Below are 12,923 nucleotides of genomic sequence, written 5' to 3' on the forward strand. Positions count from 1 at the left end.
GCGTCCGGATCACGCGCTCGGCTCCCGGGCGATCACGACACGGCGCCCGGCTGCCGGCGATGGGCCCAGGCGGCCAGCAGCCGCAGGGCCGTCTCGGACGGCGAACCCTCCTCCACGGTGTGCGCGACCAGCGCCTGATCCGGGTCGTCGGGCTGGCGCAGCGTCTCGAAGCCCAGATCGAGCTCGCCGACGACCGGATGACGGTAGACGTACCGGCCGTGGGTCTTGTCCCGCAGCTCGTGGGCCGCCCACAGCCGGCGGAACTCGGGGCTGGCGTCGGACAGTTCGTCGATCAGCGCGGCCGTGCCGGGATCGTCCGGACGGCGCCCGGCGTCCAGCCGCAGGTAGGCGACCACGTCGGCGGCCTTCCCGGACCAGTCCGCGTACAGGCCGCGCATCCCCTCGTCCAGGAACACCAGACGGGCGAGGTTGCGGTGCCGCGGCGGCAACGCGCCGAAGTCCGTGATCAGCGCGGCGGCCAGGGCGTTCCAGGCCAGCACGTCGGTGTTGCGCCCCACCACGTACGCGGGGACGTCGGCGATGGAGTCCAGCAGCCGTCGCAGCCCCGCCCGCACCCGTTGCGGCGCGGGCCCCGCGGCCCCCTCCGTTCCCTCCGCCCGCCCCGGCTCCGGCCACGGACGGGCGAGCCGGTAGAGGTGGTCGCGCTCCACCGGGTCCAGCCGCAGCGCCCGGGCGACGGCGTCCAGCACCGCCTCGGAGAAGTGCAGGGTCCGTCCCTGTTCCAGCCGGACGTAGTGGTCCACGCTCACCCCGGCCAGCCGCGCCAACTCCTCACGGCGCAGCCCGGGAACCCTGCGCTGCCCGCCGTAGTGCGTCAGCCCCAGGTCGTCGGGGCGCAGCCGGGCGCGGCGCGAGCGGAGGAACGCGCCGAGTTCCGCACGTCGGTCAAGAGCCATGCGCCCACCCTCCCACGACGCCGTTCCGTCCTGCCTGGTCACGCCGTGCCCAGGCACCGGCCGCCACTGGGCGCCCCGCCCGCCGGCGGGCACCGTGATGGAGGGCCCGGGCCGAGGAGTCCCGCGAGCGGCCCCGAGCAGCCCCGAGCATCTGACGAGGAGTCACCCACCGCATGAGCGCCACCCACCTGCCCACCCACCCCCTCGGCACCACCGGCATGGACATCACCCGGGTCGGCTTCGGCTCCTGGGCCGTCTCCGGCACCGGCTGGCGGTTCGGCTGGGGCGCCACCGACGACGCCGAGTCGATCGCCACCATCCGCCACGCCGTCGCCTCCGGCGTCAACTGGATCGACACCGCAGCCGTCTACGGCCTCGGCCACGCCGAGGAGTTGGTCGGCCGGGCCGTCGCCGGCATCCCGGAAGCCGAACGCCCCTTCCTGTTCACCAAGGCCGGCCTGGTCTGGGACGCGGACGACCCGCAGGCCGCACCCCGACGCATCATGAAGCCCGCCAGCGTCCGCCGCGAGCTGGAGGACTCACTGCGCCGCCTCGGCGTCGACCGCATCGACCTCTACCAGGTGCACTGGCCCGACACCGGCGGCTCGATCGAGGTCGCCGGTGACGGCACCGGCGAGGCCGGTGCGGACGCGACCCCCCTGGAGGAGTACTGGCAGCTCATGGCCGACCTGCGCGCCGAGGGCAAGGTCCGCGCGATCGGCCTGTCGAACCACACCCTCCCGCAGCTGCGGGCCGCCGAACGGATCACCCATGTGGAGGCCGTCCAGCCACCGTTCTCCGCCGTCAACCGCTCCGCCGCCGCCGAGATCGCCTGGGCCGCCACCAACCGCACCGGCGTGATCGCCTACTCGCCGCTGCAGTCCGGCCTGCTCACCGGCGCCTTCTCGGCCGACCGCGCGGCCGCCCTGCCCGCCGACGACTGGCGCCGCGACCACGCCGACTTCACCACCGGCCTGCCGGCCAACCTCGCCCTCGCCGACGCGCTGCGCCCGGTCGCCGCCCGGCACGGTGCCACCGTCGCGGAGACGGCCATCGCCTGGACGCTGGCCTGGCCCGGCGTCACCGGGGCCATCGTCGGCGCCCGGCGGCCCGGCCAGGTGGACGGCTGGCTGGGTGCGGGCGCCCTGGAACTCACCGCCACGGACCTGGACGAGATCGCCGCCGCGATCGCCCGCACCGGAGCCGGCACCGGCCCCGCCCGCCCCTGACCACCCCGCACGGAGGAACCCCTCATGTCCCTGGTCGTCATCGCCGAGTGCCGGGCACTGCCCGGACACGAGGACCGGCTGCGCACCGCCCTGGAGTCGCTGCTCGAACCGTCGCTGGACGAACCCGGTTGCCTGGCCTACCGGTTGTACGCGGACCCCAACGACCCCGCCCGGATGGCGGTGGTCGAGGAGTGGGCGGACCGGCGGGCGCTGGACGCGCACCTGTCCACCGACCACGTCCGCCACGCCGCCGCGGTCCTGGACGCCGCCCTGGCCGAACCGATGGCCCTGCGCCGCCTGGTGGCCGTCCCTGCCGGGTGAGGCCGGTGCGACGCGGGCCCGTGCGCGGGCGCCCCGTCCTTGACGCCCAAAGACCTGAACGCAGACCGGTACACGGTGTAGTCCGGCGTGACTCCGGCGAACCTCTTCCTTCCCGCCGGTTCTCAGTGCTGTCCGGCCTGGACCAGGGCGGTGAGGATGCGGTGGGTCTTGTTCCCCGACTGCTCGGAGACCGTGACCCCGCGCGCCCGTACCGCTTCCAGGAGCTTGCGCTGCTTGCGCTCGGCGCGGGCGACGAGCTCCTCGGCGTCGTCCCCGTCCTTGGGCTTCACCCGGACGGAGGCCTCCAGGAACTCCAGGCCGGCGGCCGACCACATCTCCAGGTCCACCTCCAGGTCGTCGAGCGGGACGTCGTCGACCTTCGTCGAGAGGACCGGTCCGAGCGCGACCAGTCCGTCGACCGGGACGGTGGGCGCGCAGGCGTGGAGGAACTGGTCCTGCACCGCGTCGATCGGTCCGGCCGGATCCGCCCCCGACTCCACCGCGGCCGCCAGCTCGCCCGGCGGGTACGTGTGCACCAGGGAGGCCGCCAGCACGCGGTCGCCCACCGACCAGTCCTGCTCGATCTTGTAGGTCAACGGTTCCACCGCGAACGCGCCGGAGAAGCGGCCGACCAGCTGGTCGAGGGTGCACGGCCGCAACTTGACGGTCAGGTCGTCCGGGCCGCCGCCGGTTCTGAACCTCACGATCACCCCGCCGTCGAGCAACGGGACCGTGCCCTTCGCGACACCCTCCCGGTCCTCCGCGAACCAGATGCGACGCATCGTCATCGCACCGTGCGAGCCGTTCAGAGCCGACAGCGCGGCCGCCACGTCGCCTTCCACGTTGACCTTGATCTCGATCGGCAGCAGGCCCATCGCACGCTCCACATCTCCACGAACCGGTTCATTCCGGGCTTTATGAGGAGATATCGTCCCGCAGATCCGGATCCGATCCGGCCCGGCGCGCGCGTCGGCGGGGTGCGTTCCGGGGTGCTTTCCCGGGCGTGCGGTGCGGCGCCGGCAGCAGAGTCGGCAGGCGGTCCGGTTCCGGGCAGGGGTCAGTGGTATTCGCAGAGGTAGGCGGTCTCGCCGTCGACCTTGAGGTGGAACGTGCTGTCGCCCGGGACGTCGAACCGGGTGCCGGCGGCGAAGGTCTTCCAGTCGTCGGCGCCGGGCAGCCGGACGGTCAGGGCGCCGCTGATCACGTGCATGGTTTCCGGGCGGGCGGTGCCGAACGCGTAGTCGCCGGGGGCCATGACGCCGACGGTCGCGGGCCCTTGCTCCCGGTTGAAGGCGATCGACTTGACCGTGCCGTCGAAGTACTCGTTGACGGTGAACATGGGCATCCCCCTCGGGGAACGGGCGGGAACGAGCGGGGCTGCTCGCCGCGTGCTGGGTGTGGCAGGGGAAAGCTACCGGTGGCGCCGCCGAAGCCGGCGATCCGTCTCGCCCCGCGAACGCGTTCGGCCCGCTCCTGGTCCGCGGTGTCTTCATGCGTAGCGTTCATCCTCAATCCATTGCAATGGTCGGGATAGCTGTCGTTGCGTTAGATCCAGAACCGATGCAACGATTTCACCGACTTGACCTGCAGTGATGGTCATTCTGTGCAACACGATGGTTGTCGAAGTGTGGAAAGCAACGTAGCTTTTCCGTTGTCGGAAACGCCGACCGCAAGCAAGCGCAGGAGAGACATCATGCAGAAGTTCGACACCCCCGTCGCCGTCGCCGTCGTCCTGGACATCCCGGCGGGCCTGATCCGGTTCGTCGCCACCGACCGGAGCGACACCGTGGTGGAGGTCCTGCCGCAGGACGCGTCGAAGAGCCGGGACGTGACGGCGGCCGAGCGGATCGAGGTCGCCCACGCCGACGGGGTGCTGCGGATCGAGGCCCCGGAGGCGAAGAACCGGATCCTCGGCAGCGCCGGGCAGGTCGCCGTGACCGTCCGGCTGCCGGCCGGCTCCCGCGTCGAGGGCAAGGCCGCCCTCGCCGAACTCCGCAGCACCGGGCGCCTCGGCGACGTCACCTTCGAGGGCGCGCAGGCCACCGTCACGCTCGACGAGACCGCGAGCGCCCGCCTCACCCTCCAGGCCGGCGACATCAGCGTCGGCCGCCTGAACGGCGACGCCCGGCTCAGCACCCGCAAGGGCGACCTCACCGTCACGGAGGCCGCCGGCGGCACGGTCGACCTGCGCACCGAGCACGGCGACATCACGGTCGGCGCCGCCCGCGGCGTGTCCGCCACCCTCGACGCCGGCACCGCCTTCGGCCGGATCCACAACGCGCTGACCAACACCGACGGCGCCACCGCCGCCCTGACCGTCACCGCGACCACCTCCTACGGCGACATCACCGCCCGCAGCCTCTGAGCACCCCCGCGGTCACGCTCGCGAGCCCGCGCCAAGCGGCCCCGCGCCGAACACCTCCCCGTTACGAGACAAGGAACGACCATGAGTGAGTCCCTCCACACCGTCGAGAACACCGTCGAGGACACCACCGGCCAGGAGCGTCCGGAGTTGCAGAAGGCCGTCCAGGAGTTCGTCGACGCCGGCTTCGCCGGGATACAGATGCGCGTGCACGACGAGCGCGGCGAGTGGGTCGGCAGCGCCGGGGTGCGCGAGCTGGGCGAGAGCGACAAGCCCCCGACGGACGGGCGGTTCTGGGCGGGCAGCGTCGTCAAGACCTTCACCGCGACCGCGGTCTTGCAGCTGGTGGCCGAGGAGAGGATCGACCTGGACACCCCGGTGGCCGACCACCTGCCCGAGTTCGGGCTGGACCGGCGGATCACGGCGCGGATGCTGCTGCAGCACACCAGCGGGCTGTTCAACTACACCGGCGAGTACTACGAGGACGGGACGGTCGTGCCGGGGATCCCCGCCACGGGCAAGGAGTGGGTGGACAGCCGGTTGCGCACCTACCGGCCGCAGGAGCTGGTCGGGTTGGCGCTGTCCAAGCCGGCGCGGTTCGAACCGGGGGCGGGCTTCAGCTACTCCAACACCAACTACACGCTGGCCGCGCTGCTGATCGAGCAGGTCGCCGGCCGCCCGTACGGCGAGGAGATGCAGCGGCGGATCCTGGAGCCGCTCGGGCTGCGGGACACGGTGCTGGCGGGCGCCGTCACGGAGCTCCCCGAGCCGCACGCCCACGGCTACTACCGCTACCAGGACGCCGACCAGTGGAAGGTGGCCGACGTCACCCGTCAGAACCTCTCCATCCTGTTCGGCGCCGGCGGCATGATCTCGACCACCCGGGACCTCCACCTCTTCTTCTCCGCGCTCAACGGCGGCAAGCTCCTGCCGGCCCCGCTGCTGGCCGAGATGCGCAAGCCGCACGGGATGCTCGGCTACGGCCTGGGGCTGTTCGTGCAGGACCTGGGCCCGGACGGCGGCGGCACCACCATCCTCCACCACAACGGCGGCGCCCCGGGCGGCTACGGGGCACTGATGATCGGCACGCCCGACGGCAGCAGGACCCTGACCGCCGGACTGACCACCGGCGACGCCGCGATCGACCCGGCACAGGTGTTCCCGCAGGCCCTGGACAGGCTCATCAAGGCCGTGTTCTGCCGTGCGCAGGCCGCGGGTTGAGGCCCTCGGCGTGCAGCCGGGAGGCCGCGGGATCCGCCGGCCCGAAAGAATCCTGGAAATTCTTCGCCGGGGAGCGATGAGTTCGGGCGCTGCCTCCGGTCTGACCAACTGAAAGCAATCGACACCCGGAACACAGGGAGCACCCCATGCGCAAGATCACCGCCGGACTGTTCATCGCCGCCGACGGCGTCGTGGAGAGCCCGGAGCAGTGGCACTTCCCCTACTTCAACGACGAGATGGGCGCGGCCGTCGGCGCCCAGCTCGCCGCGGCCGACACCGTGCTGCTCGGCCGCGTCACCTACGACGGCTTCGCCGGCGCCTGGCCCGCCCGTGAGGAGGCCGGCGGCGAGGACGCCCCGATGGCCAAGGCGCTCGGCGACGCCCGCAAGATCGTCGTCTCGAACTCGGAACTCGAATTCACCTGGCGCAACTCCGAGCAGCTCAAGGGCGACCTGGTCGAGGCCGTCACCGCGCTGAAGCAGGAGGACGGCGGCCCGATCGGGATGTCCGGCTCCATCTCGGTGGTCCGCGCGCTGCTGGCCGCCGGGCTGCTCGACGAACTGCACCTGCTCGTCCACCCGATCGCGGTCGGCCGCGGCACCCGCCTCTTCGGCGAGAGCGCCGCCCCGATCCCGCTGAAGCTCCTGAGCAGCACGGTCTTCACCACCGGCGTCCTGCACACCGTCTACGGCCCGGCCGGCGAGTAGCGAAGGGCACGGCCGGCCGGGGCCCCGGGGCCCGGCCGTCAGACGAGCGAGGCCAGGTCGATGACGGTGTAGCCGCGGGACTCGACGGCGTCGACGACGGCGGGCAGCGCACGGGAGTCGACGTTGGGCCCCGAGGTCTCGGTGGAGCCGAGGTGCATCTGGAGGATCATGCCGGGCCGGATCGCCCGGACGGCCCGGTCCACCGCGTCCTCGACGCTCACGCCGCCGCCCTCGCCGAGGTAGCCGAGGGTGTCGTCGGTGAACTCGATGTCGGCGTAGCCGAGCGCGTTGACCTGGGCGATGGCGGACGGGCTGGTCTCGCTGTAGGGGAAGCGGTAGAAGGGCAGCGGGTCGGTGCCGGTGGCGTCGCGGATCGCCTCGTCGGCGCGCTCCACCTCCTCGCGCAGCCCGGCCCGGTCGAGGTCGGCGAGCCGGGGGTGGCTGTAGGAGTGGCTGGCGACGCCGTGCTCGGCCGCGAGCGCCCCGGCCGCCCCCGGGTTCGCCTCGGCGAACCGGCCGGTCAGGAAGAAGGTGGCGGGGACGCCGCGGTTGCGCAGCTCGTCCAGCATGGCGTCGATGCCGTCGTCGTTCCACGCCGCGTTGAAGGTGAGGGCCACCACCGGGTCGTCGGTGGGGAGCACCCGGATCTCCCTGCCGAAGAGGTCGGCCGGCTCGCGGCGGGCCACGGCCGGCCCGGCACCGGCGGCGGGGCGCCGGAGACTCGCCGAGCCGCCGAACGGTGGGAGTGCGAGGGCGGCGCCCGCCGCGAGGAACGTCCGCCGCCGAAGCGGCCGCTGAGGGTGCGTCACCAGCACAGTCTCCGGCCGCCTCCGCGCCACCCGCGGCCTGACACGCCCGCGGCCGGGCCGGTCCACCGCGCAGGACGCAGGGGACCGGCCCGCGAGCCGGTTCAGCCCTCGCGCAGCGAACCGACGAGCCATCCGATGCAGGCCCCGATCAGCAGGGGGAGCTGGACCAGCAGCCCGAGCAGGAGGAGCGCGGCGAACAGGAGCCCGGCCGTGTCGCCGAACTCCCCGACCGGGCCGCCGAACGCGCCGGAGGTGGCCAGCATGGCCGGCACGGCGACGCCCCCCGCCGTCATGCACGGCGCCCACGCGCGGACCTGCCCGAGCGCCACCCCCAGGGCGAACGCCGAGGCGGCCACGCACGCCACGTACTTCATCACCAGCGGCCCGTCGTCCGGCGCGGCGCCCCACACCCCTCGCAGCAGCCAGGGGCTCAGCCCGATCAGCGCGACCCATCCCAGGGCGCACGGCCACACCCACCTCGGCGATGCCCTCACGGCTCCCCCCTCTCCTCGGAAGCCAGCATGTCATATGATTTGAACGCGTTCAATTCGCCCGGCGGGCTCCGGGCGCGCGCCGGGGCGTCCCGGCGCCGGTCATGACTGCGGTGGGGGTGCCGGGACGGGCCGCCGGGTGGCGTGTCGGCCCTTCGCGCGGCCGGAAGGCCTGACAGATGGCATGGTGGTGCGCCACGGGCGGGATCACGCGCCGGCCGGCGCGCCGGCCGGCCGGCACGCCCGTCAGGCGGCGCGCCCCGCTCGCCGGAAGAGACCACTGAGGAGAAGGCACGGCCTTGGCAACCGACTACGACGCCCCCCGCGACAGCGGCGACGAGAGCAGCGACGACAGCATCGAGGCGCTGAAGAGCAAGCGTGACGACAAGCAGAGCTCCGCGGTCGACTCCGACCCGGAAGCCGCCGAAGGCCTGGAGCTTCCGGGCGCCGACCTGTCCGGCGAGGAACTCACCGTCCGGGTCGTGCCCCTCCAGCAGGACGAGTTCACCTGCATGACCTGCTTCCTGGTCCACCACCGCGCCCAACTCGCCGGCCAGGACAAGAACGGCCAGCCGATCTGCCTCGACTGCGCGTCCTGAGGGCCGCGGGAGCGGCGCAGTCCCGTTCCGGGGTCACGCCGCAGCACCCGCGTGAGCCCGCCCCCGGACCTCGGGGGCGGGCTCGCGGCGCTCGGCAGGAGCCCCTTCGGGACGTGATCGCGCGCTGCGCGACCGCCTTCACGAGAGCCAGTCGGCGTAGCGGGTCGGGGCGAGGTGGGCATTCCTGTCGGTGAGCACGTCGCCCTTGACGGCGGCGAACATGCCGGCGGTGGGATCGGGGACGACGGTGCGCTTGTCACCCTTGTGCGACAGGGTGATCCGGCCCAGCTCGTCCAGGGGGAAGATCTCGGGCCCGGCGATGTTGTGGATGCCGCGCAGCGGGGCTCCCGCGGCCACTCCTGCCACCGCCTCGGCCACGTCCTTGGAGGCGATCGGCTGGATCGGAGTGGCGGGCAGCCGAACGGTGTCGTCGTCGGAGGTCCAGGACAGGACGGCGTCCACGAACTCCATGAACTGCGTCGCCCGGACGATCGAGTAGGGGATCGGTCCGGCCGCGAGGATGTCCTCCTGGAGCACCTTGGCGCGGTAGTAGTCCAGCTCCGGCACCCGGTCCACACCGATGATCGAGAGGATGACGAAGTGGCCGACGCCACCCCGCTGGGCGGCGGCCAGAAGGTTCTCCATCGACGTCCGGAAGAAGGCGAGGGAGGCTTCGTCGAACGTCGGGGAGTTCGTCAGGTTGACGACGACGTCGGCCCCCGCCACCGCCTCGTCCAGGCCCTTGCTGCTGATGACGTCGACCCCGGTGGACTGGGCGTGCGGCACCGCCTCGTGTCCGGCGGCGTTCAGATTCCTGACGACCTGCGACCCGATCAGCCCGGTACCGCCGATGACAGCGAACTTCATGTCGTCCTCTCCTGGGGATTGTCGGCACATGGCATACGCACGCATGCAGGCGTGGCACGCACCCGGCCCCGAGCCGAGGCCGGGGCCGCTGCCGCCGAGACGAAGCGCCACGCTCCCGACGGCGCCGCTCCCGAGATATGCGGCCATGTCAGGATCCACGCAGCCCGCGCCGGGTGACATGCGCTCAATCCGGTCACTCCCGTGCGGGCCATCCGGCGCAGCGTCTCCGGCCGCCCGGCCACCGGTCCCCGAGTCCTGGCCGGACGAACACCGGCGACGGTCGAGTAGAGCCTTCGCGGCGATCCCGTGGGTGGATCCGCCTTCCCCGTACCGCAGTCCTCCTCGTGCTCCGTGGTTGCGGTGCCGTCCCGTGTAGCGTTCACCGTCAATCCATTGCAATGGCCGGGATAGCTGTCGTTGCGTTAGATCCAGAACCGATGCAACGATTTCACCGACTTGACCTGCAGTGATGGTCATTCTGTGCAACATGATGGTTGTCGAAGTGTGGAAAGCAACGTAGCTTTTCCGTTGTCAGAAACCCAGAGGCGCAAGCGCAGGAGAGACATCATGCAGAAGTTCGACACCCCCGCCGCCGTCGCCGTCGTCCTGGACATCCCGGCGGGCCTGATCCGGTTCGTCGCCACCGACCGGAGCGACACCGTGGTGGAGGTCCTGCCGCAGGACGCGTCGAAGAGCCGGGACGTGACGGCGGCCGAGCGGATCGAGGTCGCCCACGCCGACGGGGTGCTGCGGATCGAGGCCCCGGAGGCGAAGAACCGGATCCTCGGAAACTCCGGGCAGGTCGCCGTGACCGTCCGGCTGCCGGCCGGCTCCCGCGTCGAGGCCAAGGCCGCCCTCGCCGAACTCCGCAGCACCGGGCGCCTCGGCGACGTCACCTTCGAGGGCGCGCAGGCCACCGTCACGCTCGACGAGACCGCGAGCGCCCGCCTCACCCTCCAGGCCGGCGACATCAGCGTCGGCCGCCTGAACGGCGACGCCCGGCTCAGCACCCGCAAGGGCGACCTCACCGTCACGGAGGCCGCCGGCGGCACGGTCGACCTGCGCACCGAGCACGGCGACATCACGGTCGGCGCCGCCCGCGGCACGTCCGCCACCCTCGACGCCGGCACCGCCTTCGGCCGGATCCACAACGCGCTGACCAACACCGACGGCGCCACCGCCGCCCTGACCGTCACCGCGACCACCTCCTACGGCAACATCACCGCCCGCAGCCTCTAGAAGAACCGGGCCCGACCGTCCAGCCGGGCCGGGCCTCACCGAGTCGAACCGCCGAGCGCGAACACGTACGAAGGAGATCCACGATGGGTCAGAGCAACAGCGGCTTCTCCGAAGCAGGGCTGCGCAAGCTGCACGACGTGCTGACACGGCACGTCGACTCCGGGAAGATCCCCGGACTCGTCGCCCTGGTCGGCCGGGGTGATGAGACACACGTCGAAGCGGTCGGGACGATGCGCCACGACGGCGGCGCACCGATGCGCCGGGACACGATCTTCCGGATGGCCTCGACGTCCAAGCCGGTCACGATGGCCGCGGCAATGGTCCTCCTGGACGAGTGCAGGCTGCGCCTGGACGACCCGGTGGAGCCCTGGCTGCCGGAACTCGCCGACCGCCGCGTACTGCGGCGGATCGACGGCCCGCTGGACGACACCGTGCCGGCGCGGCGGCCGATCACCGTTCGGGACGTGCTGACCTCCACGTTCGGGTTCGGCATGGATATGACGGCGCTGGGCACCCCGATCATGAACGCGGTCTTCGAACAGGGGCTCACGCCCGATCTGCCGGTGCCGATGCCCGAGCCGGACGAGTGGATGCGCCGCCTGGGCGCGCTCCCGCTGATGTACCAGCCCGGAGAGCGCTGGCAGTACCACATCGGCAGCGACCTGCTCGGCGTGCTCGTCGCCCGGGTCACGGGCCGGTCCTTCGAGACCTTCCTGCGCGAACGCCTCTTCGACCCGCTGGGGATGAAGGACACCGGCTTCCACGTCCCCGTCGACAAGATCGACCGGCTCCCGGCCCTCTACGCCCCCGACCCGAAGACCGGGGAGTTCCACGTGTGGGACGATCCGGCCGACGGACGGTGGAGCAAGCCTCCGGCCTTCGCGGGCGGCGGTGGCGGGCTGGTCTCCACCGTCGACGACTTCCACGCCTACTTCCGGATGCTGCTGAACCACGGGATGCACGGGGGCGAACGGATCCTGTCCCGGCCCGCCGTCGAGCTGATGACCACCGACCGCCTCACCCCCGAGCAGAACGCCGTCCGCAACGCCATGGCCGCCGACAACGTCCACCTGTCGTTCGGTCAGGGGCAGCACGGCGGCTGGGGCTTCGGGATGGCGGTGCGCACCCAGCGCGGCGACTACGCGCCCGTCGGCCAGTTCGGCTGGGACGGCGGAAGCGGCGCCTCGGCCTACGCCGACCCGGACAACCGGCTCACCGGGATCCTGCTCACCCAGGTCGGGATGTCCACCCCCGACTCGGCGCGGCTTATCCACGATTTCTGGACCACGCTCTACCAGGCGATCGACAACTGACCCCGGCCTGCGCGCCGCCGGCCTCAAGGACTGACCACACCGGCACCGGGAGCCCGGCCCCGGGCCGGCCGGACGGCCGCTCCCCGCCGGAATACGCCTGCGGGGTGTGCGGTTGGACGGGATCATGAACCATGATCCGGAACGGGCCGGCAGCATCCACCCGCTGCTGGCGGCACGGTTCAGCCCCTCGGCGTTCGACCCCTCGGCCGCCGTCGACGACCACACCCTGCACCTGCTGCTGGAAGCCGCCCGGTGGGCGCCCTCGGCCGGCAACTCCCAGCCCTGGGGGTTCTTCACGAGCCGGCCCGGAGAGCCGGAACACGAACGCGTCGTGCCCCACCTCGCCCCCAGCTCGGCCCGCTGGGCCACCGGTGCCGGCCTGCTCGTCGTCACACTGACGCGCCGCCACGTCGACGACACCCCGCTGACCTTCTCGGAGTTCGCGGACTACGACCTGGGCCAGGCCGTCGCCCACCTGACCGTCCAGGCCCAGGCCATGGGGCTCGCCGCCCGCCAGTTCCGGGCCTTCGACCTGGACGGCCTCACCCGGGAGCTGCGCCCGGGCCCGGGGTGGGCGATCGTCTCGATGATCGCGGTCGGCAGGGCCGCCGGGGAGCCGGCCGGCCACCGCACCCGCCGCAGTGTCGCCGACCTGCGCTCCGCCCCCTGGACGCCACCGGAGTAGCGGCCGCCGGTAACCGCCGGAGAAGCCCCCTCCGGGGGGGGGGGGGCGCGCGGGGGGGGGGGGGCGCCGGGCCCGCCCCCCGGGCGGGGGGGGGCGCCGGCGCGGGGCCGGGGGCCGCCGGGGGGGGGGGGGGGGGGACGACCCGCGCCCCCCCCGGGGCCGG

The 12,923-nt window shown here is 72.7% G+C and carries 15 protein-coding genes; 9 read left to right on the top strand and 6 right to left on the bottom strand.

What is annotated here, in order from left to right:
- Positions 1–32 precede the first annotated feature (32 nt).
- Entirely contained in the window at positions 33–917 is an 885-nt protein-coding gene (locus ACIPSC_RS21780; RefSeq protein WP_400827637.1) for a helix-turn-helix transcriptional regulator, read from the bottom strand.
- 173 nt (positions 918–1,090) lie between these two features.
- Between ACIPSC_RS21780 and ACIPSC_RS21785 the strand changes: the two genes are divergently transcribed.
- Both ACIPSC_RS21785 and ACIPSC_RS21790 read left to right on the top strand, forming a co-directional pair.
- Entirely contained in the window at positions 1,091–2,146 is a 1,056-nt protein-coding gene (locus ACIPSC_RS21785) for an aldo/keto reductase (protein ID WP_400827639.1), read from the top strand.
- Between the two features lie 24 nt (positions 2,147–2,170).
- Positions 2,171–2,467, top strand: a complete 297-nt coding sequence (locus tag ACIPSC_RS21790) for a putative quinol monooxygenase (protein WP_400827640.1) — start codon at positions 2,171–2,173, stop codon at positions 2,465–2,467.
- A gap of 122 nt (positions 2,468–2,589) precedes the next feature.
- On the opposite strand, the gene ACIPSC_RS21795 is transcribed toward ACIPSC_RS21790, so the two are convergent.
- Together ACIPSC_RS21795 and ACIPSC_RS21800 are read right to left on the bottom strand one after the other, a co-directional pair.
- Positions 2,590–3,342 (bottom strand): hypothetical protein, encoded by a 753-nt coding sequence (locus ACIPSC_RS21795; protein ID WP_400827641.1) that lies wholly within the window; start codon positions 3,340–3,342, stop codon positions 2,590–2,592.
- Between the two features lie 182 nt (positions 3,343–3,524).
- The gene (locus ACIPSC_RS21800; RefSeq protein WP_400827642.1) at positions 3,525–3,806 is read right to left on the bottom strand and encodes a pyrimidine/purine nucleoside phosphorylase; all 282 of its coding nucleotides are present in this window, start codon (positions 3,804–3,806) and stop codon (positions 3,525–3,527) included.
- A gap of 354 nt (positions 3,807–4,160) precedes the next feature.
- On the opposite strand from ACIPSC_RS21800, the gene ACIPSC_RS21805 reads away from it, so the two are divergent.
- The 3 genes from ACIPSC_RS21805 to ACIPSC_RS21815 all read left to right on the top strand — a co-directional run bounded on the left by ACIPSC_RS21805 (position 4,161) and on the right by ACIPSC_RS21815 (position 6,757).
- Positions 4,161–4,832: a DUF4097 family beta strand repeat-containing protein gene (locus ACIPSC_RS21805; protein WP_400827643.1), complete on the top strand. Its 672-nt coding sequence runs from the start codon at positions 4,161–4,163 to the stop codon at positions 4,830–4,832.
- Between the two features lie 81 nt (positions 4,833–4,913).
- On the top strand, positions 4,914–6,050 hold the full coding sequence (locus tag ACIPSC_RS21810) for a serine hydrolase domain-containing protein (RefSeq protein WP_400827644.1): 1,137 nt from the start codon (positions 4,914–4,916) through the stop codon (positions 6,048–6,050).
- A gap of 146 nt (positions 6,051–6,196) precedes the next feature.
- Positions 6,197–6,757: a dihydrofolate reductase family protein gene (locus ACIPSC_RS21815; RefSeq protein WP_400827646.1), complete on the top strand. Its 561-nt coding sequence runs from the start codon at positions 6,197–6,199 to the stop codon at positions 6,755–6,757.
- A 38-nt stretch (positions 6,758–6,795) separates the two neighbouring features.
- On the opposite strand, the gene ACIPSC_RS21820 is transcribed toward ACIPSC_RS21815, so the two are convergent.
- Together ACIPSC_RS21820 and ACIPSC_RS21825 are read right to left on the bottom strand one after the other, a co-directional pair.
- Positions 6,796–7,566: a polysaccharide deacetylase family protein gene (locus ACIPSC_RS21820; RefSeq protein ID WP_400827647.1), complete on the bottom strand. Its 771-nt coding sequence runs from the start codon at positions 7,564–7,566 to the stop codon at positions 6,796–6,798.
- Positions 7,567–7,667: 101 nt separating this feature from the next.
- Complete coding sequence (locus ACIPSC_RS21825) at positions 7,668–8,060, bottom strand: hypothetical protein (RefSeq protein ID WP_400827648.1); 393 nt, start codon at positions 8,058–8,060, stop codon at positions 7,668–7,670.
- A 296-nt stretch (positions 8,061–8,356) separates the two neighbouring features.
- Here ACIPSC_RS21825 and ACIPSC_RS21830 point away from each other — a divergent pair, with 296 nt between their 5' ends.
- Positions 8,357–8,656: a DUF4193 domain-containing protein gene (locus ACIPSC_RS21830; RefSeq protein ID WP_400827649.1), complete on the top strand. Its 300-nt coding sequence runs from the start codon at positions 8,357–8,359 to the stop codon at positions 8,654–8,656.
- Between the two features lie 138 nt (positions 8,657–8,794).
- Here the strand turns inward: ACIPSC_RS21830 and ACIPSC_RS21835 are convergent, their stop codons facing one another.
- Positions 8,795–9,523 carry an SDR family oxidoreductase gene (locus ACIPSC_RS21835; RefSeq protein WP_400827650.1) on the bottom strand — a complete coding sequence of 243 codons (729 nt, stop codon included), beginning with the start codon at positions 9,521–9,523 and terminating at the stop codon, positions 8,795–8,797.
- 567 nt (positions 9,524–10,090) lie between these two features.
- Here ACIPSC_RS21835 and ACIPSC_RS21840 point away from each other — a divergent pair.
- The 3 genes from ACIPSC_RS21840 to ACIPSC_RS21850 all read left to right on the top strand — a co-directional run bounded on the left by ACIPSC_RS21840 (position 10,091) and on the right by ACIPSC_RS21850 (position 12,760).
- Complete coding sequence (locus tag ACIPSC_RS21840; RefSeq protein WP_400827651.1) at positions 10,091–10,762, top strand: DUF4097 family beta strand repeat-containing protein; 672 nt, start codon at positions 10,091–10,093, stop codon at positions 10,760–10,762.
- Between the two features lie 83 nt (positions 10,763–10,845).
- Complete coding sequence (locus tag ACIPSC_RS21845; protein ID WP_400827652.1) at positions 10,846–12,075, top strand: serine hydrolase domain-containing protein; 1,230 nt, start codon at positions 10,846–10,848, stop codon at positions 12,073–12,075.
- A 124-nt stretch (positions 12,076–12,199) separates the two neighbouring features.
- Positions 12,200–12,760 carry a nitroreductase family protein gene (locus ACIPSC_RS21850; RefSeq protein ID WP_400827653.1) on the top strand — a complete coding sequence of 187 codons (561 nt, stop codon included), beginning with the start codon at positions 12,200–12,202 and terminating at the stop codon, positions 12,758–12,760.
- Positions 12,761–12,923 lie beyond the last annotated feature (163 nt).

Origin of the sequence: Kitasatospora sp. NPDC090091, assembly GCF_044747365.1 — a bacterium.
Classification (GTDB): Bacteria; Actinomycetota; Actinomycetes; order Streptomycetales; family Streptomycetaceae; genus Kitasatospora.